At 49.9% G+C, this 20,303-nt stretch carries 23 protein-coding genes; 9 read left to right on the plus strand and 14 right to left on the minus strand.

The genetic code is table 11. The features are described 5' to 3' along the window. Positions 1-69: 69 nt before the first annotated feature. The 5 genes from argS to EDD67_RS02350 all read right to left on the minus strand — a co-directional run bounded on the left by argS (position 70) and on the right by EDD67_RS02350 (position 4,715). On the minus strand, positions 70-1,737 hold the full coding sequence (argS, locus tag EDD67_RS02330) for an arginine--tRNA ligase (RefSeq protein WP_121440407.1): 1,668 nt from the start codon (positions 1,735-1,737) through the stop codon (positions 70-72). A 3-nt stretch (positions 1,738-1,740) separates the two neighbouring features. Further along, positions 1,741-2,178 (minus strand): YwiB family protein, encoded by a 438-nt coding sequence (locus EDD67_RS02335; protein WP_121440408.1) that lies wholly within the window; start codon positions 2,176-2,178, stop codon positions 1,741-1,743. Between the two features lie 127 nt (positions 2,179-2,305). Then, positions 2,306-3,181 (minus strand): agmatinase, encoded by an 876-nt coding sequence (speB, locus tag EDD67_RS02340; protein ID WP_121440409.1) that lies wholly within the window; start codon positions 3,179-3,181, stop codon positions 2,306-2,308. Then, positions 3,181-4,029, minus strand: a complete 849-nt coding sequence (gene speE / locus EDD67_RS02345) for a polyamine aminopropyltransferase (protein ID WP_121440410.1) — start codon at positions 4,027-4,029, stop codon at positions 3,181-3,183. Before speE ends, speB begins: the two co-directional genes overlap by 1 nt. A gap of 131 nt (positions 4,030-4,160) precedes the next feature. After that, positions 4,161-4,715 carry a YwhD family protein gene (locus EDD67_RS02350; RefSeq protein WP_177169616.1) on the minus strand — a complete coding sequence of 185 codons (555 nt, stop codon included), beginning with the start codon at positions 4,713-4,715 and terminating at the stop codon, positions 4,161-4,163. Positions 4,716-4,878: 163 nt separating this feature from the next. Between EDD67_RS02350 and EDD67_RS02355 the strand changes: the two genes are divergently transcribed. Next, positions 4,879-5,067, plus strand: a complete 189-nt coding sequence (locus EDD67_RS02355; protein WP_093072012.1) for a 2-hydroxymuconate tautomerase — start codon at positions 4,879-4,881, stop codon at positions 5,065-5,067. Positions 5,068-5,434: 367 nt separating this feature from the next. Here EDD67_RS02355 and EDD67_RS02360 read toward each other — a convergent pair whose 3' ends face one another. From EDD67_RS02360 to EDD67_RS02370, 3 genes are all read right to left on the minus strand, one after another. Continuing rightward, positions 5,435-5,950: a YwgA family protein gene (locus EDD67_RS02360; protein WP_121440411.1), complete on the minus strand. Its 516-nt coding sequence runs from the start codon at positions 5,948-5,950 to the stop codon at positions 5,435-5,437. Continuing rightward, positions 5,940-7,259, minus strand: coding sequence for an HD domain-containing protein (locus tag EDD67_RS02365; RefSeq protein WP_121440412.1), 1,320 nt, complete (start codon positions 7,257-7,259; stop codon positions 5,940-5,942). The genes EDD67_RS02360 and EDD67_RS02365 overlap by 11 nt, the downstream gene beginning before the upstream one ends. Positions 7,260-7,416: 157 nt before the next feature. Further along, positions 7,417-7,662, minus strand: a complete 246-nt coding sequence (locus tag EDD67_RS02370; RefSeq protein WP_093072015.1) for a YuzB family protein — start codon at positions 7,660-7,662, stop codon at positions 7,417-7,419. A gap of 152 nt (positions 7,663-7,814) precedes the next feature. On the opposite strand from EDD67_RS02370, the gene EDD67_RS02375 reads away from it, so the two are divergent. Beyond that, complete coding sequence (locus EDD67_RS02375; protein ID WP_121440413.1) at positions 7,815-8,645, plus strand: lipoate--protein ligase family protein; 831 nt, start codon at positions 7,815-7,817, stop codon at positions 8,643-8,645. Positions 8,646-8,805: 160 nt separating this feature from the next. Continuing rightward, positions 8,806-9,843: a GGDEF domain-containing protein gene (locus tag EDD67_RS02380; protein WP_158638253.1), complete on the plus strand. Its 1,038-nt coding sequence runs from the start codon at positions 8,806-8,808 to the stop codon at positions 9,841-9,843. Positions 9,844-9,883: 40 nt separating this feature from the next. On the opposite strand, the gene EDD67_RS02385 is transcribed toward EDD67_RS02380, so the two are convergent. From EDD67_RS02385 to pta, 3 genes are all read right to left on the minus strand, one after another. Then, positions 9,884-10,375, minus strand: a complete 492-nt coding sequence (locus tag EDD67_RS02385) for a hypothetical protein (RefSeq protein ID WP_121440415.1) — start codon at positions 10,373-10,375, stop codon at positions 9,884-9,886. Positions 10,376-10,396: 21 nt separating this feature from the next. Then, complete coding sequence (locus EDD67_RS02390) at positions 10,397-11,074, minus strand: queuosine precursor transporter (protein ID WP_121440416.1); 678 nt, start codon at positions 11,072-11,074, stop codon at positions 10,397-10,399. 73 nt (positions 11,075-11,147) lie between these two features. Then, a complete protein-coding gene (gene pta / locus EDD67_RS02395) occupies positions 11,148-12,125 on the minus strand; it encodes a phosphate acetyltransferase (RefSeq protein WP_121440417.1) in 978 nt (325 codons plus the stop codon). Positions 12,126-12,336: 211 nt separating this feature from the next. Between pta and EDD67_RS02400 the strand changes: the two genes are divergently transcribed. From EDD67_RS02400 to EDD67_RS02420, 5 genes are all read left to right on the plus strand, one after another. Continuing rightward, positions 12,337-14,271: an FAD-dependent oxidoreductase gene (locus EDD67_RS02400; protein WP_121440418.1), complete on the plus strand. Its 1,935-nt coding sequence runs from the start codon at positions 12,337-12,339 to the stop codon at positions 14,269-14,271. Between the two features lie 22 nt (positions 14,272-14,293). Continuing rightward, positions 14,294-15,028: an enoyl-CoA hydratase/isomerase family protein gene (locus EDD67_RS02405; RefSeq protein ID WP_121440419.1), complete on the plus strand. Its 735-nt coding sequence runs from the start codon at positions 14,294-14,296 to the stop codon at positions 15,026-15,028. Positions 15,029-15,254: 226 nt separating this feature from the next. After that, positions 15,255-15,491: a hypothetical protein gene (locus EDD67_RS02410; protein WP_123875794.1), complete on the plus strand. Its 237-nt coding sequence runs from the start codon at positions 15,255-15,257 to the stop codon at positions 15,489-15,491. Positions 15,492-15,679: 188 nt separating this feature from the next. Then, positions 15,680-16,423, plus strand: coding sequence for a hydrogen peroxide-dependent heme synthase (hemQ, locus tag EDD67_RS02415; RefSeq protein WP_121440420.1), 744 nt, complete (start codon positions 15,680-15,682; stop codon positions 16,421-16,423). Positions 16,424-16,512: 89 nt separating this feature from the next. Beyond that, positions 16,513-16,749 (plus strand): hypothetical protein, encoded by a 237-nt coding sequence (locus tag EDD67_RS02420; RefSeq protein ID WP_123875795.1) that lies wholly within the window; start codon positions 16,513-16,515, stop codon positions 16,747-16,749. A 106-nt stretch (positions 16,750-16,855) separates the two neighbouring features. Here EDD67_RS02420 and EDD67_RS02425 read toward each other — a convergent pair whose 3' ends face one another. After that, the gene (locus EDD67_RS02425; RefSeq protein WP_121440421.1) at positions 16,856-17,227 is read right to left on the minus strand and encodes a DUF423 domain-containing protein; all 372 of its coding nucleotides are present in this window, start codon (positions 17,225-17,227) and stop codon (positions 16,856-16,858) included. Between the two features lie 233 nt (positions 17,228-17,460). Between EDD67_RS02425 and EDD67_RS02430 the strand changes: the two genes are divergently transcribed. Beyond that, on the plus strand, positions 17,461-18,084 hold the full coding sequence (locus EDD67_RS02430; protein ID WP_121440422.1) for a GNAT family N-acetyltransferase: 624 nt from the start codon (positions 17,461-17,463) through the stop codon (positions 18,082-18,084). A gap of 24 nt (positions 18,085-18,108) precedes the next feature. Here the strand turns inward: EDD67_RS02430 and EDD67_RS02435 are convergent, their stop codons facing one another. Both EDD67_RS02435 and EDD67_RS02440 read right to left on the minus strand, forming a co-directional pair. Then, positions 18,109-18,432 carry a DUF5327 family protein gene (locus EDD67_RS02435; RefSeq protein WP_121440423.1) on the minus strand — a complete coding sequence of 108 codons (324 nt, stop codon included), beginning with the start codon at positions 18,430-18,432 and terminating at the stop codon, positions 18,109-18,111. Between the two features lie 26 nt (positions 18,433-18,458). After that, positions 18,459-20,267, minus strand: coding sequence for a M3 family oligoendopeptidase (locus EDD67_RS02440; RefSeq protein WP_121440424.1), 1,809 nt, complete (start codon positions 20,265-20,267; stop codon positions 18,459-18,461). Positions 20,268-20,303 lie beyond the last annotated feature (36 nt).

Here is a 20,303-nt window from a genome sequence, read left to right on the forward strand (position 1 = left end):
ACGAAACGGCCAGGATCAGAGCGATGAAAAAGCCTCCGCCGGATCGTTCAGCGAAGGCCGTTTGTTAGTTTACATTTTTTCCGGTGCATCAACCCCGACGAGGTCGAGCGCATTTTTCAACGTGATCCGCACAGCTTCGACCAGCGTGATGCGCGCGCGTGACAATTCTTCGTCGTCGGTCAGCACTTTGTGCGCGTTGTAAAAACTGTGCAGCGCTTGAGCCAACTCGTAGACGTAGTTTGTTATCCGGTGCGGCGCGCGTTTATTCGCGCTGTCTGTGACGACTTCCGGAAATTCGCCGACTTTTTTCATCAAGTCCTGCTCTTTTTCCGAAATCAGCAATTCCAGGTTTGCTGCCTGATCCGGCTCGACTCCTTTCGCCTTTCCTTGCCGGAGCATCGTGCATAGGCGGGCATGCGCGTACTGCACATAATAAACCGGATTCTCGTTTGACTCGGATTTCGCCAACCCGAGGTCAAAATCTAAATGCGTATCCGGCGCGCGCATCGCAAAGAAATAGCGCGTCGCATCGATCCCGACCTCTTCCATCAGATCGCGCATCGTCACCGCATTTCCGGTTCGTTTGCTCATCTTCACTTTCTCGCCGTTTTCAAACAGATTCACCATTTGAATAATTTCTACTTTCAACTGATCTTCTTGATAGCCGAGAGCTTGAACCGCCGCTTTCATGCGCGGAATATATCCGTGATGATCCGCGCCCCAAATATTAATCAGTTCATCAAAACCGCGGCTGAATTTGTCACGGTGATAAGCGATATCCGGCGTTAAATACGTGTACGTTCCGTCGTTTTTCACAAGTACACGGTCTTTATCATCGCCGTACTCAGAAGACTTAAACCACGTTGCCCCGTCCGCATCATACGTTTTATCATTCTCATCAAGCTGCTTGAGGACATCCTCTATTTTCCCGTTTTCATATAACGATGATTCCGAGAACCAGCTGTCAAAATGAACGCGGAAATCCGCGAGGTCGGCTTTCAATTTATCGATCATCCGCTTCAAACCAAACTCGCGCAAAAACGCTCGTCGCGCTTCATTGTCAACGTCTTTAAAGCGGTCGCCGTAAGCGGCTGTCAGCTCTTCAGCGATCACCTTAATGTCTTCGCCTTGGTAACCGTCTTCCGGCATCGGCCAGTCAAGGCCCAGCTCCTGCAAGTAGCGTGCTTCCAGCGAGTAGGTTAAATTATCAATCTGGTTGCCTCCGTCGTTAATATAATACTCGCGCGAGACATCGTAGCCGGCTTTTGCCAGCACGTTACATAAGGAATCGCCGACAGCTGCGCCGCGGGCATGCCCGAGGTGCAGCGTTCCGGTCGGATTCGCTGAAACAAACTCTACTTGAACTTTTTTCCCCTCGCCGGCAGTCGTTTCACCGAAGCGTTCCTGTAAATCAAGCACGGTCATTACAATATCTGTTAAATACGCTTTCTTCATGAAAAAATTAATGAATCCGGGCCCGGCTACGTCGATTTTATCGACTCCGGCTGCACTGTAATCCAAATGGGCGACAATATCCTCCGCAATCATTTTCGGCGCTTTTTTCGCCACACTGGCCAGCTGCATCGCCAAATTTGTCGCAAAATCGCCGTGCGCCTTTTCTTTCGGTGTCTCAATCACAACATCAGGCACCGCTGCTTCGTCAGCAAGCTCCGCTCTGACGACCGCTTGGATCAGTTCCGTTTTTAACGTTTCTTTTAATTGTTCTACCTGGTTCACCGCTTAAACCTCCTTTAAGGATGCATATAGATGGTATTCCCCGACGGTATCCCCTTGAACAGACAAGGTATAACGCAATTCAAAATAACCGTGACGCCGCATTTCATCCCATGCATAATTGACTTCATGGGTTTCTGTCTGCATCGCTATTTTGCCGTAAGGGCTGTGATAAGATCCTTCTGTTTCCAATCCTTCGACAAATCGCTGTTTCATCGCTATGTGACCTTTACGGTTCACGCTCAATTCTGCTCCGGAGAGTTTGACTGTCTGCAGCGTGATGTCATCCGCCGGGTCATCTTTCGGCTCTTCAAAACGAATCACCGTCATGCCTCCCCTGCGGTACAGCATGCCCTCTGCATTCATCTCATGCGTTTCGCGGCGTTCCCCGTCGGTAATCGTTGTATTCATTTCGATCGCGACCGAATTCCCTGCAGGTGCCATCAGTCCGCCTCCTTCATTGCCGTTCAAATCATAACCCTGTTATTATAACGGATTCGCCCCTTTTCGTTCAAGCTTTCCGCCGGAAAACTTACGCGCGCGTAGAAAAAGCAAGCAAAGCGTGCGGTCATCAGGGACGAAACCCGAGAAGCATCTCGCGCACACATTTGCTCGCTGACACGGCGGTTATTTCAGCTTGATCATAAGCAGGGAGCGTCTCAACAAGATCGCAGCCGATGACATTTACCTTGGAACGGGCAATTTCGCGAATCGATGCGAGCAATTCGCGGGAGGAAATCCCGCCCGCCTCAGGCGTTCCGGTACCGGGCGCAAAGGCCGGATCAAGCACATCGATGTCAATCGTTACATACACCGGCCGACCGGCGAGTTCGGGCAGGACGGATTGAAGCGGCTCGAGAACGTCATGCACATGCATCGTCATACCGGATCTTTTCGCATACGCAAACTCTTCTTGCATTCCCGAGCGGATCCCGAACGAATAGACATTTTCCGGGCCGATCCGTTCACACGTTTTTCGGATCGGGGTTGAATGCGAGAGCACCTCGCCTTCGTACTCTTCGCGCAAATCTGCGTGCGCGTCGATATGAATCACCGCTAAATCGTTAAAGTGTGCAGCTGCGGAGCGAATCAGCGGCCAGCTGACAAGGTGTTCACCGCCGAGACCGATCGGCCATTTCCCGTCAGCAAATAACTGATCTGCCCAGGCTCCGATCATCTCGATGCTCCGCGCGGCATTGCCGAAAGGCAACAGCATATCGCCTCTGTCATGAACAGGCACGTCCTCAAGATGACGGTCCAAATCAAGGCTGTACTCCTCCAACCCGATCGACGCTTCGCGGATCCGGTTCGGGCCGAAACGGGAACCGGGACGAAAACTCGCCGTCCAGTCCATCGGCATGCCGAAAAGCACAACGGCTGCGTCGTCATAAGATTTATCTGCCATAATAAATTTCCGCCCGGAATACCCTTCATCAAAAAAAGCCATCAGTTTTCCTCCTGTGTTGTTTGCGTTAAATCATCAACAAATTTCGGAAGCGCAAAGCACGCGCGGTGAAGATCGGCTGTATAATACTTTGTATCGATCGCCCGCTTCATCCGGCTTTCGTCAACTTGAAGCGGATCATAACGCTTCGAACCGAGCGTAAAGGTCCAAAGTCCGCTCGGATACGTCGGAATGTTGCACGTATATACTTTTGTGATCGGAAAGGTTGCCGAAATATCGCGGTGAGCCTGATGAATCAGCTCCGGCTGAAACCACGGGTTATCCGTCTGCGCCACGAACAGACCGTCTTCTTTCAAGGCGTTTTTAATTCCTTCGTAAAATCCTTTCGTAAACAAGTTCACAGCCGGTCCGACCGGCTCGGTAGAATCGACCATAATAACGTCGTATCGATTTTCGCTTTCGGCGATATGCATAAAGCCGTCGGCAATTTCCACTGTCACCCGCGGGTCGTCCAGCGCACCGGCAATCGTCGGCAAATACTGCTTCGAGTATTCGACGACTTGGCCGTCGATTTCAACAAGCGTCGCACTCATCACTTCCGGATGTTTTAAAATTTCGCGAATCGCTCCGCCGTCGCCGCCGCCCACTACGAGCACGTGCTCGGGGTTCGGATGGCTGTTTAAAGGCACGTGTGTCACCATTTCGTGGTAAACAAATTCATCGCGCTCGGTCGTCATCACCATATCATCTAACAAAAGCATATTGCCGAATTCCGCGGTCTCGACCATATCCAGTTTTTGATAGGCCGTCTGTTCACTGACATACGTTTGCAAAATTTCAGCTGTAATGCCGAAATGCGCGGTTTGTTTTTCCGTAAACCAAATACCCAAATCGATCACCTCAAACCCGTTATTCACAAAAGAAACGAAGGTCGCCCGAACGGGCCCTTCGTTTTTCTTGTGTCTGCCATTTCATTCATCTCTGTTCAGTTTACAAAAATCTTTCATCCGGTGCAACAGTGTTATGACGTCGCCAAGCCGGATTTTAATTCGTCGCTGGCCCGTTCCCACATTTCCGGGTCGAAATTTGCCAAATAGTCGCGCAGGATATCTTTTGACCGGTCGTCCATATGCTCGACGATGACTTTGCCTTTCAGCGCTTTATCCATATTGTTTACATGCTCCGGCAAGCTCTTATAACCGCGGCGCGTTTCCCGGTTTACCGTCATTTCACAAGCCGCGACGCCGGCATAAGCGGGACCCCCTTCAACGTGATCGGTATTGACCCAGACAAGCCAAAAAGGCCGGCCGTCAGGCGCTTCTTCTTTCGTCGGTTTAAATTTAATTCCTTTCTCAACAGCACTGCGGGCATGAAGCGCGCCCATGTCAACGAATGCATCGCCTTCGTCAACGTCGATAAATACCGGAGACATATTGTTTAACGTGATTGTTCCCGCTCCGTAACCGCCGTGACCGTCCGTTGAGTCGCTCGATAATATATTGAAACCCTGGCCTTTTTTGCCGCCGCCCATCATTGACTTTATTTTATCATTTTTCTTTTGCTCTTCTTCATTCATGATCGGACCCTGCCTTTCTGTGATCGATTCTTTCTGTCAGTTTATCATACTGTGCGGATTTCTTGCATAATGTGATGCTGAGATCACATTTTTGCAGGAATTCAGTGAACCGGTGTGGAAACTGTACCTTGAGCTGCAACTAATTCAAAAAGGAGAGATCATCATGCCGATTGTAAACGTAAAAATGCTTGAAGGGCGGACTGACGAGCAAAAACGCGACCTGGTGAAAAAAGTGACCGATGCCGTGACTGAATCCACAGGCGCACCGGCTGAACGGGTGTCTGTTGTGATTGATGAAATGGAACCGGCTCACTTTGGCATTGCCGGCGAACGAATGAGCGACAAAACATAAAAAGCAAAATGGTGACATCCATTGACGTCATGTTTACAGGAACGGATGACCCAGCATCCCGGCTTCTTTCCGCGGGAGAAAGCCGGGATGCTGGGTCATCCTCTTTTTTAAAGCGAGTGTCTTCATAATAAAGGAAGCCATGCATCCACTCCTCCGACGCCTCCGGGAAAGCAAGAGACGAAGATCCGGATTCGGCGGTCCGAGGCCGCCGAATACTAGCTGAGTCCTTGCCCGGGGCAAGCGGAGGGCAGTGGATTCATGGCTGACATTAAAATAATCGTTTGTCTTTGCAGACAAACGATTATTTTTGCTTGGTGCGTTGCAGCCGCCAACCTCTGCTTCCGCAGTGATCACGTCAGGTTATCAACTATGAACCGAGCACGTGCTGTAAATGCGCGATGTACTCGTAGGCGCTGTCGATTTCTTCGTCGCTGTAATTTTGCTTCGCCTTCAATTTGCGGATTTTTAGCGCCACATCCGGTTTTTCCATCTCGGAAAAATAAAAAATCGTTGAAACGAGTTCAAGAAACCTCGCTGTCTGCTGATTTAAATCCGCCGCGAACCGGGCGAATGTCTCGGCATCCGCCGCTTCCGGGTCTGCCTGCGCCAAAAATTCTTCCCCGCGGCCATCCAGCTGATAGCGGTACTGCGTATAACTCGCCTTCTCTTCTTTAATCTCCTCGACAAAGTTCAGTGCGCACACTTCTTCAACACGAAGCGTCAGTTCTTCTGAATACGGCCCGTACACGTGATATTGAAACTTTTCCGTAAACGGAAGCTCGAGCTGCTGTGCGATATAGACCATTTTTTGCAGTTTTTTGCGTCCGACAATTTCGCCGGTTTGTTGCATCAACCGCAGGAGTTTTGCATGTTCACGTAGCATAGTATTCCCCCTCCTGTTTCATCAGCAATGCGCGGATACGCTGTTTTTCTTCTGGAAACGAAGACTCATCGAGCAAAATATCTTTCGGAAAATAAAGCTTGTGATCGGTCCGTTTTTTTCCGGAAATCGCCTCGACAACATCCGATTCGCGCGAAAGCTCGCGCAATTCCCCGTCCGGCATCAGCAAATGAATCGGCAGCCGTTCATCTTTTTCTCCCGGCCGGTAAAAGTCATACGGTAAATCAGAAGACGAGTCGATCACAAGGTAATAATCCGGGTCAACGCCGATCGTACGAAACAGCTGCTGGAGCTCAGGCCAAATCAGCATCTGCTCGCTCGGATCGCATTCGACGTACTTAAACAGGCGCCGGTGCATAAACCGGCGGCACAAATCGCTTAAAATCGGGTCTTCTTCTTCTTCCCATTCTTGAAAATAAAACATCACAACCGACTCATCGAGCTTTAAATAATCATGCAGGGCCGGGCTTTCACTGAAAATGCTTAACAGCCGATCAGGTTCGGTTTTAAACGTATAACCTTCAGCCATCAGTTCCCGCGCGCGATGCAAAATTTTACTGAGAATCACTTCGGCGCTTCGCGTGACGGGGTGAAAATACACTTGCCAATACATTTGATAACGGCTCATAATGTAATCTTCAACGGCGTGCATACCGCTGTGCTTAAAAACAGCTTGATCTTCATTTGCACGCATGACGCGAAGAATCCGCTCCATATCAAACTGCCCGTAGCTGACACCGGTGTAAAAAGCGTCGCGGAGCAAATAATCCATCCGATCCGCGTCGATTTGACTCGAAATTAAACTGACAATCAGTTTATTGTCATACGTTTTCGCAATCACATCGGCGACTTTTTCCGGGAAATCTGCTCCCATCCGCTGTAATACGGCGTTGACTTCGGTATCACCGGTAATGATTTCCCGCGTCCATTTTTCATGGTCCATATGAAAGACTTTTTCAAACGAGTGGGAAAACGGTCCGTGGCCGACGTCATGCAAAAGCGCCGCCGCCAAACAAACAAGCCGTTCATCCGGGTCCCACGTATCTTCTTCTTCCAAATTGACGATCATCCGCCGCATAATTTCGTATACGCCGAGCGAATGATTAAACCGCGTATGTTCTGCTCCGTGAAACGTCATAAACGTTGTCCCGAGCTGACGGATCCTTCTGAGACGCTGAAATTCCCGCGTCCCGATCAAATCCCAGATCAATTCATCCCGCACATGAATATAACGGTGCACCGGATCTTTGAACACTTTCTCTTCATTCAGTTTCCCGTCAGGCCGTGGCATCGCTGCATCCTCCTCTTTTCCGCTCCGCAATCTGCTCCCCATTATACTAAACACCCGTGCTGAAAAACAGCGGCGATTGTTCAGCAAAAACAAGCAAAAACGCTGCCGAAACAAATGTGTTGTTTCAGCAGCGCTTAGAGGTGTTTGCTCGCGATCGTCAGCGGGAGTTGCCGGCAGGTGTTTTGTTCACTTTTTTCTCAACTTTTTTAACGAGTTCATCCTCGTCTAAAGCAGAAATCGCCCGGTCATTCACAAAAGCAAATGATTTTTTCCGGCCGGGTCCGCAGTAAGATTGACAGCCGATATCAATCTCCGCGTCCGGATCGATTTTTTTCAGCCTCGGCAGAAGCGATTTTATTTTAGTGGCCTGGCAATCGTCACAAATCGCAAATTTATTTGCCATGGTTCACCACATCCTTTATCAGTTTCGTTCCAACGTATTCTATAATGAATTGCCCCTTTATTGCAATCAATTTGTTCATCATTCCTGCAAGTCCGCCGGCGTTGTGCTATAATCTGTCTGCATTATGATGACGATCGCGAGGTTAAATAACGATGAACACAGCTGAATTATATCAAAACCAATGGTATTGGCTCGATGAGACCGAAAGCGGCAAACATCTCCGCGCCCTGCATTCATTCGCGATGGATGATACGCTTTGCCGCCTTGCCGGCACATACGAAAGCACCGGCTTTGCCCGTGCTTGGGTGCACGACAACACGGTTGTGCTCGGGATCCAGGACAGCCGCCTGCCGCACATTTACGACGGCATCGGTTTTTTACAAGAAGCCGGGTATGACGTGATTGTCCGCAATTCCGGCGGACTCGCTGTCGTGCTCGACCCCGGGATTTACAACTTGTCGCTGATTTTCCCGGAGAACCGGCTGTTAACGATTGAGCGCGGCTATGAGCTGCAAGTCGAATTAATCCGTGCTGTTTTTCCTGAGCTTGAGGGCAAAATTGCGGACGGGGAAATCAAAGAATCGTATTGCCCGGGGCGTTATGATTTAAGCGTTCACGGACAGAAGTTCGCCGGCATTTCCCAGCGGCGCGTCCGCGGCGGCATTGCTGTGCAAATATACCTTGCCGTAAACGGCAGCGGCGCCGAACGGGCGGAATTGATCCGCAGCTTTTACAGCAAGGCAGTCGCCGACAAACAAGCGAATTTTTCCTATCCGCACATTCAGCCTGAGCGCATGGCTTCATTAGAGGAGATTACCGGGCAACCGCTGACGAACGCCGGCATCAGTGAACGGATCTTAAACCGAATTCATCAATTCAGCGGAAACCTTTCGGCCTACAAATTAAATGCTGTGCACGAACCGATTTACGATGCGCAGCTGCAGCGGATCATTGAGCGCAACGAAAAACTGTCGCTCGCTTAATTGCGCGGCACTTTGACAAATTGACAAGTTCAATTAAATGGAATTTAAGTGAGTCCGAAAACTTATCTCGGTCATACGGTCTTTAGAACTATCTTTTCTTCCCGATCCACTGTAAAATAGAGTAAAAGACATACGTGAGTATGGGGAAGGGATGAGTATTATGGTTGACTCTTTACAGTTGCGGTTATTTTACTCGATTCTCGCGATGATTATCGTTTTATCCTCGATCAACATCGCCGGCAATATAGCCGGTACCTTTCCGGCGGCAGTCAACGTTAAATGGCTTTTGCTTATCTTGATCAGCTCGATCGCTTTCTTCGCAGCAAAGAAGCGCTATACTGAACGAGTGATGTTTGCCTTTTTTCTTTTTTTGATCATCGCGTTTTTCCCCTATGCTTATCTCGAATCGGGCGGAGCGGCGAACAACGGCCTCGGTTATGTCTATTTGACGCTCATATGCATCACGTATTTATTCCGCAGCTGGAAGCGCTGGTTTTTTGTTTTGCTGTTAATAGCAGTTTTTTTAGGCCTCCACACGCTCGAATACACGGCACCGGAGCTTTTCTCCGTCTACCCGGCTGACACGCAATTTATCGACCGGATCATTCAAGTGCCGCTGATTTTACTCGTGTCGGCAGCGATTATTTGGCGCTTTGCGAAAGATTATGAACAGGCAACATCAAAACTCGCCTATTATGCGCACCGCGATGACTTAACCGGGCTTTTCAACCGTCGTCTTTTCAATCAATACATCGATGATATTATCCAATCACCGGGCCGCGACGGTTACCTCGTCTTAATCGACCTCGACGATTTTAAACTGATTAATGATTGTTACGGTCATGCTGCCGGCGACCGGGTGTTGAAATCGTTCGCGGATATATTGCAGCAGCAATTTCCCGAAGCTGAACATATGCTGAGCCGCTGGGGCGGAGATGAGTTTGCGATTGTATTTTGCGGTGAACTAGATGAACTTCTGCGCCGGCTTGAAAATGTCCGCACCGCCTACGAGAAAAATGCTTTTGCTCATGAAAAAGATCTTGGGATCAGCTTCGGTTTTTCAACGATTGCATCCGCAGAAAATGTAGCAGAATTGCTGCATTCAGCGGATCAAAACCAGTACAATATGAAAGGCGAACGGAAACAATCTGCTTCAAAGCATTTTTATCAGCAGTATATGTCCAGTCAGCCGGAATAAAAACACACCGCAGGAAGAGTACTTCGCTGCGGTGTGTTTTTTAGTTCCATATTATATCTTCCGGCGTATAAGCGGATTCGCCCGGATCCTCATCGTAATAAATCCAGACGGCGCTCTCATCGGAAAGGTCGACAACATCCGTTTCGTTTCCGGCCAATTCAGGGGTGCCGCTGTCATTTTCCGGGATCACTCCGTAATACAAACTCGCGCGTTCATGATGAATAAATTCCGGGCCGTCTCGATCGACAACTTTCTCCGTATCATGTATCCAGCCGAAGATGCCGTTTTGAAACCCGGCGATCGTCACCTCTTCGCCGTGATCGAACAAAGCGAGGTAGTAATTGTCGTATTGACGGGCATCGAGCAGATCATTTTGCCGAAATTCTCCCTCGAGCTCTTCTTGTTTGTATTCGTGAATCGGTTCTTCCGCATCTGCCGAACTTGAATCAGCAGTTTGATAAATCGTAATGACCATAAAATTCATCATAAACAATCCGGCGATCAACAGCGTGAACTTCCATTTGCGGGGCATAGCGCTTCTCCTTTTGCCAGCTCAATCCCGCGGATTGAGCCAGCGGGCGATGTAAATAAACGGTGTATCGATCACAGAAACGATAAATTTAATCACGTACGTCGTCAGTAAAATCTCCAGCCAAACGTCCAGCGGATACCAGCCGTAAAACGCGATCGAACAAAAGATCACCGTGTCGATGAATTGACTGATTGCTGTGCTGAACGTGTTGCGCATCCACAGCTGCGACGGCTTGCTCCAGATTTTTTTAAAAAAGGCGTATATTTGCACGTCGCATAACTGACCGATTAAAAACGCCAGCAAACTGCCGATGACCACTTGCGGCATCATTGCAAAAATTTCCGCTAAATGCGGATGCGCGAGGTCTTCAGCATGCGGTTCAAACCAAAGAACGCCTTGCATGATGATCGTCGCAGTCAAAAGCGAGGCAAAGCCGAAAAACACGGCTTTGCGCGCTTGCTGTTTGCCGTGTTTTTCATTCAATATATCCGTCGCCAAAAAGACTGTTCCGTACATTATATTTCCAAGCGTTGCGGTTAACGTAAACAGCTCGACCGTCTTCAGTACCTGCATGTTCGCAAGGACCGTCGCAAAACCGATCCAGACGAACAGCCCGGTTTTCCCAAACAGCCGGTAAAACACGAGCAGCATCGAGAAATTGAAGACGGCGAAAATGAGCCAGATTAATTCATTCGGCATTAAAAATAACTCCTTAGTTTTGGTGACGCAGGAAATCGCGAACTGCGGTGATGATTACGAAATCGCAGTAAACTCAGTCCGTCAAGCTTTGCATTGCTGTTATGAGAGAAAGCTTATACACATCTTCTACATTACAGCCGCGCGACAAATCATTCACCGGCTTATTCAGCCCTTGCAAAATCGGGCCGATCGCTTCATAACCGCCGAGGCGCTGGGCGATTTTATAACCGATATTGCCTGCTTCAAGGCTCGGGAAAATAAACGTATTCGCTTCGCCTTTGAGCGGCGAATCCGGTGCTTTTTTCATCGCCACGTCCGGAACAAAGGCAGCGTCAAATTGAAATTCCCCGTCGATCGGAACTTCCGGCGCTTTTTCTTGCGCAATCTTGGTTGCTTCGACGACCTTTTCTGTTTCCGGACTTTTCGCTGATCCTTTCGTGGAAAAGCTCAGCATCGCGACTTTTGGATCGATGTCGAACACGCGCGCTGTTTTCGCTGCTTCGACAGCCGTTTCAGCCATGTCGTTTTCATCCGGGTTAATATTGATCGCGCAGTCCCCCATAATGAAACGCTCGTCCTCTTTGACCATCACAAAAGCGCCGGACGTTTTTTGCACGCCCTCTTTCGTTTTAATAATCTGCAGCGCAGGCCGGACGGTGTCGCCGGTTGCATGAGCTGCACCGCTGACGAGTCCGGATGCGATTCCGCTGTATACGAGCATCGTGCCGAAATAATTCGGCGTTTTTAAAATCTCCGCCGCTTCTTCTTTCGTATTCTTCCCTTTGCGGCGTTCAACAAACGCGTCGACAAGTTCATCGAAACGGTCGTACGTCTCCGGGTCGTAAACAGTCAACTCTGAGACATCGAGATCAAAATCTTTTGCTTTTTTCTTTATTTCCTCTTCCCGGCCGACAATGACCGGTTCAATCACCTGTTCATTTTTTAAGCGGCCGGCGGCTTCAAGGATGCGTTCATCCATTCCTTCCGGGAATACTATCGCCGGTTTGCTCTCTTTTACTTTTTTTGCTATAGATACGAACATATCGCTCACAGGACATCCTCCTTTTTTTGCTCACTATTGCTACCATACCGTTTTTACAAGCAAAAATAAATTGTTTCGCTTAAGAACGAACGAAGTTTTAATTTTCAGAACAGTCAATATCTATGCTTGAATAATTTGACACCCTTCCCGTATAATGAATGAATGAATAATCACTCATTTTTGGCCGCGCGATTGTAAAAGTGATGAAGGGGGAAAAACTATGCCATGCGATGCACTGTATGAACCGCTGAACGTCCGCAATTTCACCTTTAAAACCCGGGTGATTATGGGCTCGATGCACGTCGGTCTTGAAGGAATGGAGCGCGGGATTGAACGCTTGACGGAATTTTATAAACGCCGCGCTTCCCAAGACGTCGGTCTGATCGTCACCGGCGGCGCTGCTGTCAATCCGGAAGGAAGCGGCGGAGTTGATTTTATGACGATTTACGAAGAGGAAGACATCAACCGTTGGCGCCCGCTGACAGACGGTGTGCACGAAGCGGGCGGAGCGATTGCCCTGCAGCTGTTCCACGCCGGCCGCTATGCGTACAAAGATTTAACCGGAATCGATCCGGTTGCGCCGTCCCCGCTGCAGTCGCCGATTAACCCGGATATTCCCGCGGAACTGACAGATGACCAAGTCGAACGAACGATCCGTGATTTTGCCGGCGGAGCGAAACGCGCGAAAGACGCCGGGTTCGACGCTGTTGAAATTATGGGATCGGAAGGCTATTTAATCAATCAGTTCATGTCTCCGGTGACCAATCACCGCACCGATCGCTGGGGCGGAACTTTGGAAAATCGCATGCGCTTCTCGCTCGATATTACCCGGGCGGTCCGAGAAGCTGTCGGTGAGGATTTCCCTGTGCTGTTTCGCATGTCAGGCACCGATTTAATCGACGGCAGCACGACCGAAGAGGAGACGCTGATTTGGGCGCAAGAGCTCGTAAACGCCGGCGCAGACATTTTAAACGTCGGTATCGGCTGGCACGAGTCGAAAACCCCGACGATTTCGATGAAAGTCCCGCGCAAACATTTCGTTCCTGTTGCCGAAACGATCGCCGGCACCGTCGATGTCCCAGTCGTCGCTTCCAACCGGATTAACGATCCGCGCGATGCAGAGGACATTTTAAAAAACGGCCGCTGTTCGCTCGTGTCGATGGCGCGCCCGTTTCTCGCCGACCCGGATATTGTCACAAAAGGACGCGACGGAAGGTTCGAGGACATTAACACATGCATCGCTTGCAACCAGGCGTGTCTCGACCATGTATTTGAGCTGAAGCCGGCATCATGCCTCGTCAATCCGGAAGCCGGCAGAGAGATTGACTTTACGATGCCGGCAGTGTCCAATGCAGAGAAAAAGCATATTGTCGTTGTCGGCGCCGGTCCCGCCGGACTTGAAACGGCCCGGGTCGCAGCCGAACGGGGGCATAAAGTCACCCTGATTGACGAGCGTGATGAACTGGGCGGGCAGCTGAATTATTCAAAGCGAATTCCCGGCAAAGAAGAATTTTACGAGACGATTCGTTATTTCCGCGTGCAGCTGGAAAAGCACGGCGTCGACGTACAGCTCGGTCAATCCTTAACGCCAAACGATCCGCTCGTCGACGAAGCCGATGAAATTGTGATCGCGACAGGCATTGTTCCGCGCGTTCCGGATATCCCCGGTTCAGATCATCCGCACGTTCATTCTTATCGCGGTATTTTCGACGGTGTTGTCACACCGGCGAAAAGCGCGATTATCATCGGCGGCGGCGGGATTGCCTGCGATCTATCGTTATTTATGCATGAACGCGGCACAAAGTCGATCAGCATGCTGCAGCGAAACCGTTCCTTTGCCCGCGGGATCGGCAAGACAACGCGCTGGGCAACGATCATGGAACTGAAACAAATCGGCGTAAATATGATCGGGGAGATCGAGTCCTATCAATCGATGGACGATTCGTCGGTTACATTTACGCGCAAAGGGGAAACAGCGACACTGGAAGCAGAGCAAATTATTCTCGCTGCCGGCCAGCTCGTGAATCGGTCGCTTGCCGAGGTTTTGGAACAAAAAGGAAAAATTGTTCACGTAATCGGGGGAGCGAAAGACGCGCTCGGCCTTGATGCAAAAAAAGCAATCTATGACGGGACCGTACTGGCCCGAGCGTTATAACCGAAAAAGGAGGCAACCGCTGATGGAAACCATTCATTATCAAGTGGAAGACCGCGTCGCAAAAATTCAGATGATGCGAACGGATGTGAAAAATGCGATCAACGAGACGATGCACAAAGAATTGTACGAAGCGTTTCGCAAAGCATCGATTGATGATGAGGTGTCGGTGATTATGCTAACCGGCACCGCCGGATCGTTTTCGAGCGGAGCTGATCTCAAAAGCATTCCCGTCGAAGATATGGAAACTTTTGATCACGGCGATTATCTGGAGCGCACGTACAACCGGCTGCTGTTGTTAATGGAGGAAATCACGAAACCGACAGTCGCTTTTATTAACGGAACGGCCGTCGGCGCCGGGCTCAGCCTTGCGCTTGCCTGCGACTTTCGCTACGCCGTCTACGACGCAAAGCTCGCTTTGTCGTTTATGCAAATCGGCTTAACACCCGATGCCGGCGCTTCGTATTTTCTCCCGCGGATCGTCGGCCTCGCCAAAGCGCTGGAACTTGGCACAGGCAAACATTTCAGCGGCGAGGAAGCCTATCATCTCGGGCTTGTCAACGGCATCGGCGAACCGTCTGAACTGATTGAACAATTAAAACTGATGCCGGTACCGGCTTACGGGCTGATGAAACAAAACATGAAATTCGGCATGAGCGGATCATTACAAGACGTGCTCGAAGCGGAAACGTCCGGCCAGCGCGTGGCAGGGAAATCGGAGCAGCATATAGAGGCCGTCAGTACGTTTTTGAAAAAGTGATCAATGACCCGGGAATATATTCACAAAACCGACATACTTTTTCTGTAAAATTCGAGGTATAATTACATTGTGTTTGTGTCCGGAAAGCACAGACATGTCATCATTTATGGCGCAATGGTAAAAATTTTTTTGTTCGACTCCTTGAAAAAAGCCAGTATCTAGCGATACTGGCTTTAGAGTATTGACAAAGTCATGACATCGATCGATGTCTTATTAAAAGGAACGGATGACTACGCATCGTCCGGCTTCTTTCCGCGGGCGAGCGCCGAGCCGCTTCGGGCTTGCCCTGCAGGGTCTCGTCTGTCTCGCTATCCCGCAGGAAAAAGCCGGGATGCTGGGTCATCCTCCTTCTTTGAATCGAGGTATTCATAATAAAGAAAGCCAAGCATCCACTCCTCCGACGCCTCCGGGAAAGCAAGAGACGAAGATCCGGATTCGGCGGTCTGATACCGCCGAATCCTAGCTGAGTCCTTGCCCGGGGCAAGCGGAGGGTAGTGGCTGCGTGGCTTACGTCAAAATAATCGTTTGTCTACAACCTTACCGAACGCCGATAAGACGCCCGGTTTTTGTTTTTATGCTGATTTTAGTACAATGGAACATGGTTAAAATATAACATTACCACATCACATAGACTGAAACGGAGTGATAATAATGGCAGAACCGGCAAAAACGTTAGACGGTTGGTATGTAATGCACGACTTTCGTAAGATGGACTGGGCGGCTTGGAAACAGCTCAGCCCGCACGAACGCGAATCAATCATCAGTGAATTTTCGAATATGATCTCTTCTTTGGAAGAAACAGAAGGGAACCTCGAGGGCAGCCACGGCTTGTTTTCGATCGTCGGACAAAAAGCCGATTTCATGATGATGCTTTTGCGTCCGACGATGGATGAGTTGCACGAAATCGAAAACATTTTCAATAAATCGCGCCTGGCTGAATTTACGATCCCGGTTTATTCGTATGTGTCTGTCGTCGAATTGAGCAATTACCTGCCTTCCGACAAAGATCCGAACGAAGACCCGGAAATTCAGGCCCGTTTAAAACCGATCCTGCCGAAATGGCAGTACGTTTGCTTCTATCCGATGGATAAACGCCGCGACGGCGAGGACAACTGGTACATGCTGAACATGGAAGACCGCCAGGAAATGATGCGCAGTCACGGGATGATCGGCCGCAGCTATGCGGGGAAAGTGAAGCAAATTATCAGCGGTTCTGTCGGTTTCGATGATTGGGAATGGGGCGTCACTTTGTTTGCCCACGACGTGCTGCAGTTTAAAAAACTCGTGTATGAAATGCGTTTTGACGAGGTCAGCGCGCGTTACGGCGACTTCGGTTCCTTCTATGTCGGCATCCGCATGGAAAAAGAAACCATTCCGTCTTTCTTTCACGTCTAACTTGCTTTGAAACGGTCCGGCAAATGCCGGACCGTTTTAGAGTGTTGACAAAGTCATGACATCGATAGATGTCCTATTAAAAGGAACGGATGACTACGCATCGTCCGGCTTCTTTCCGCGGGCGAGCGCCGAGCCGCTTCGGGCTTGCCCTGCAGGGTCTCGTCTGTCTCGCTATCCCGCAGGAAAAAGCCGGGATGCTGGGTCATCCTCTTTCTTTAAATCGAGGTATTCATAATAAAGAAAGCCACGCATCCACTCCTCCGACGCCTCCGGGAAAGCAAGAGACGAAGATCCGGATTCGGCGGTCTCATACCGCCGAATACTAGCTGAGTCCTTGCCCGGGGCAAGCGGAGGTTAGCGGCTGCGTGGCTTACGTCAAAATAATAATTTGTCTACAATCTGAAACAGTCCGGCCAATGCCGAACTGTTTTTTTATTCGTTTACCGCGGCGATAAAAATCAGCACCCAGCCGGCGAGAAAGGCGGCGCCGCCGATCGGCGTAATCGCGCCGAATACGCGAATACCTGTCAAACTGAGCGCATACAGACTGCCGGAAAAAATAATAATCCCGGCCGTAAAGGCCCAGCCCGCGCCGTAAAGAAGGCCGGTCGCCGATAAGTAGCGCGTCAAAATCGCGACGGCTAAAATCGCGACCGTATGTATCATGTGATAGAGCACGCCTGTTTCGAATGTCTCCGTGCGCCCGGTTTCAGCAAGCCGCTCGCTGAGGGCATGCGCGCCAAACGCGCCGATCGCAACAAATAAAAACCCAAAAACACTGGCGATGATTAAAAACAGTTTCATCGTTCTCCTCCTTCGTTGATCTTCATTGTTTTCTCCGTTTCAGCGTACCATACTAAAGTTATCAGAGGCATCTGACCAAATTCGTTTGCTTCTTTGTTTCCGCAGCCGATTGATTTTTGTCAAAACTGCACAATAACGTATTTTCCGGAATAACCAGCAAATAATCTTTGCATTTCAGCGGGGTATTCTCATATAATCAAAGCACTATACATCCGCTGAAAGCAGGTGACTCTATGACCGATATCACTGTCCGTCCGTATAAAATCGAAGACTTTGATGAACTGCTCGAAATCCAGAAAGAAGCTTTCCCGCCGCCGTTTCCCGAAGATCTCTTGTGGAACCGGGCGCAAATCGCGGCTCATACCGAAGCTTTCCCTGCCGGAGCGATGATCGCTGAGGTCGACGGCGAAGCAGCCGGCTCGGCCACGTCGTTGATTATCCGCTATAACGGGAAAAAACATACATGGGACGATGTCGCCGACGAAGGCTATATCCGCGGATCACATAAACCCGGGGGAGACACGCTTTACGGCATTGATCTCTGCGTCCGCCCGAAATTTCGCGGAACCGGTGTCGCGAAAGCTCTTTACGAAGCACGGAAACAGCTGGTGAAATCGTACGGGTTAAAGCGCTATATTGCCGGATCGCGCATCCCCGGGTACCATAAATACGCCGATGAACTTACCGCTGAGGAGTACGTCGAGAAAGTGAAAAACGGCGAATTAAATGATGAAGTGCTGACCTTTATGCTCCTGCAAGGACTGGAAATCAAACACGTCCTCGCCGATTACCTCGATGATGAAGAATCGTGCCATTACGGTGTCATTGTAGAATGGCAAAACCCGGAGTTCAGCTGATCAAGCGCTCCGGGTTTTGTACGTTTAAAAATCGAGCAAACTGTCGCTTTCTGGTTCATCGCCGTGATCGTAAATCGGCGGACGTTCTTTTTGAACCGTTTGTTTATGACCGCCCTCAGGACTTGCCGGTTTCTTTTCGAGATCGGAAATTTGCGCGTGCTGGACGGGCGGTGCGGCTTTCTGCTGACGCGCTCCCCGGCTTTTGCCTGCCTCGATCATCAGTTCACTGTACGTTTTTAACGCCTGGGCGGATTCCGTCGTGTCTTCGCCTTGTTCAACGGCGTTTTCAAGCTGGTTTAATGCTTCCCTCATTTTTTGCAAAACGAGGTCGCTAGATATTTCGTTCATTTTTGCTCCTTTCTTACAAAAGCCGTTTAGTTATGCGCGGCTTTCTCCGCTGTCATGGCCATGAAAGTATCGACGTCTTCTTTGACAAAATCGATCGCCTGTTGCCAAAACTCTTTCCCGGTCAAATCGGCATCAAGGTGTTTAGCCGCAAGATCCTCGACTTGCATCCGTCCTGTATCCCGCAGTAAATCGATGTAGCTATTTTCAAACGCGGCGCCTTCTTCGGCTGCTCTGCGGTAAATCCCCATACTGAATAAATACCCGAACGTATACGGAAAATTGTAAAACGGAACCGCTGTAATATGGAAATGAAGTTTCGATGCCCAAAATGTCGGCGAATAGTCCGAGAGCATCTCACAGTAAGCCTCTTTCTGTGCTTTTGTCATCAGTTCGTTCAGCCGCTCTTCGCGGACAATCCCTTGTTTGCGTTCCTCGTAAAACCGTGTCTCAAACAAAAAACGCGCGTGAATATTCATAAAGAACGCGATGCTGCGATTCAACTTGTTATCGAGCAGCTGTATTTTTTCTTCGGCTGTTTCTGCTTGTTTTACGGCCGCATCGGCAACGATCATCTCCGCAAAGGTCGAGGCGGTTTCGGCCACATTCATCGCATACTTTTGCGCCATTTGCGGCAAATCATTCATCACCATCTGATGGTAGGCGTGTCCTAACTCATGCGCAAGCGTAGCGACATTGGAAGCCGAACCGTCGTACGTCATAAAAATCCGCGATTCTTCTTTCAGCGGAAAGGTTGTACAAAACCCGCCCGGACGTTTGCCGTCGCGGTCTTCCGCTTCGATCCAGGCATGATCAAATGCATGCTGGGCAAAATCAGCCATTTTCGGACTGAATTTCCGAAATTGCGTCACGATCAGATCAGCAGCGTCATCGAACGGGATCATCCGTGAGGCATCCGTAAGCGGTGCGCTGATATCGTGCATCGCAAGCTGGTCGACACCGAGAAGCGCCGCCTTTCGTTCTAAATAGGCCGTAAACGCCGGTTTATTTTCCGTAATCGTCTCCCACATGACATCGAGTGTTTCGCTCTGCATGCGGTTAATAGTCAAGGGTTCATAGAGCACGTCGCTCCACCCGCGTGCTTCATACGTCGTTAAGCGAAAACCGGCCAAATGATTGAGCGTATTCGCGAACAAATCGGTTTCTTTTCCCCATGTTTCTTCAAGCCGTTGAAAAACATGCTCACGTGTATCGCGCGCGGGATCTGACAGCTTATTCGCTGCCTGCCCGACCGACAAGTGCTTTGTTTGCCCGTCTTCATCAATCGGCACGCTCATGCGGCCGACGATCTCATTATACATATCGCCCCAGGCTTGATACCCGTCAACCGAGAGCTGTTGGATCAATTGCTCTTTATCGGCCGGAAGCTTCTCTTCGGCCCGCTCCCGCCGTTCATTGAGATTATAGCTGATCTCCGCCATTGCCGGCTCGGATGTCAGTGCTTGCCACTGTTCATCAGTAAACGCCAGCAGCTGTTCGTCAATCGCTGTCATTACCGTTTGATACGCTGCCGAAATCGCTTTAACTTCGCCGGAAAGAATTTTCGCTTCTTCATCTTTCACATTCTGAGCTGTCAGGCAGCTGACAAATGCGCTCGCTTCACGGACATACTTGCCGATTTCCTGAGCGCGGACCAACAACCCGGCCCACGTTTCGCTTCGTTCATCGCCGGCTTTTTTAACATCCTCGACAGCCTGTTCCAATCCGCTCACCGCTTCTTTTGTTTCACGCAAGTGCTGCTGAAACGCCGGCGAACCGCTCGTTCCTCCGGCAAAAATCGATCCAAGATCCCACACTTCCGCATATCTCTTCGTCAAACAATTACCCCCTTAAAAATAGCATACGCCTGTATT

Source organism: Salisediminibacterium halotolerans (assembly GCF_003814815.1).
Classification (GTDB): domain Bacteria; phylum Bacillota; class Bacilli; order Bacillales; family Salisediminibacteriaceae; genus Salisediminibacterium; species Salisediminibacterium halotolerans.

Coding starts and splice junctions, on each gene's coding strand:
- EDD67_RS02335 (WP_121440408.1), bottom strand. CDS start 2,178: ATGGCACCTGCAGGGAATTCGGTCGCGATCGAAATGAATACAACGATT.
- EDD67_RS02425 (WP_121440421.1), bottom strand. CDS start 17,227: ATGAAACTGTTTTTAATCATCGCCAGTGTTTTTGGGTTTTTATTTGTT.
- EDD67_RS02385 (WP_121440415.1), bottom strand. CDS start 10,375: ATGCCCCGCAAATGGAAGTTCACGCTGTTGATCGCCGGATTGTTTATG.
- EDD67_RS02360 (WP_121440411.1), bottom strand. CDS start 5,950: ATGCTACGTGAACATGCAAAACTCCTGCGGTTGATGCAACAAACCGGC.
- EDD67_RS02405 (WP_121440419.1), top strand. CDS start 14,294: ATGGAAACCATTCATTATCAAGTGGAAGACCGCGTCGCAAAAATTCAG.
- EDD67_RS02355 (WP_093072012.1), top strand. CDS start 4,879: ATGCCGATTGTAAACGTAAAAATGCTTGAAGGGCGGACTGACGAGCAA.
- EDD67_RS02365 (WP_121440412.1), bottom strand. CDS start 7,259: ATGCCACGGCCTGACGGGAAACTGAATGAAGAGAAAGTGTTCAAAGAT.
- speB (WP_121440409.1), bottom strand. CDS start 3,181: ATGGCTTTTTTTGATGAAGGGTATTCCGGGCGGAAATTTATTATGGCA.
- EDD67_RS02410 (WP_123875794.1), top strand. CDS start 15,255: ATGACTACGCATCGTCCGGCTTCTTTCCGCGGGCGAGCGCCGAGCCGC.
- EDD67_RS02435 (WP_121440423.1), bottom strand. CDS start 18,432: ATGAACGAAATATCTAGCGACCTCGTTTTGCAAAAAATGAGGGAAGCA.
- EDD67_RS02430 (WP_121440422.1), top strand. CDS start 17,461: ATGACCGATATCACTGTCCGTCCGTATAAAATCGAAGACTTTGATGAA.
- EDD67_RS02380 (WP_158638253.1), top strand. CDS start 8,806: ATGGTTGACTCTTTACAGTTGCGGTTATTTTACTCGATTCTCGCGATG.
- EDD67_RS02420 (WP_123875795.1), top strand. CDS start 16,513: ATGACTACGCATCGTCCGGCTTCTTTCCGCGGGCGAGCGCCGAGCCGC.
- EDD67_RS02350 (WP_177169616.1), bottom strand. CDS start 4,715: ATGAATGAAGAAGAGCAAAAGAAAAATGATAAAATAAAGTCAATGATG.
- hemQ (WP_121440420.1), top strand. CDS start 15,680: ATGGCAGAACCGGCAAAAACGTTAGACGGTTGGTATGTAATGCACGAC.
- EDD67_RS02390 (WP_121440416.1), bottom strand. CDS start 11,074: ATGCCGAATGAATTAATCTGGCTCATTTTCGCCGTCTTCAATTTCTCG.
- EDD67_RS02370 (WP_093072015.1), bottom strand. CDS start 7,662: ATGGCAAATAAATTTGCGATTTGTGACGATTGCCAGGCCACTAAAATA.
- EDD67_RS02400 (WP_121440418.1), top strand. CDS start 12,337: ATGCCATGCGATGCACTGTATGAACCGCTGAACGTCCGCAATTTCACC.
- EDD67_RS02375 (WP_121440413.1), top strand. CDS start 7,815: ATGAACACAGCTGAATTATATCAAAACCAATGGTATTGGCTCGATGAG.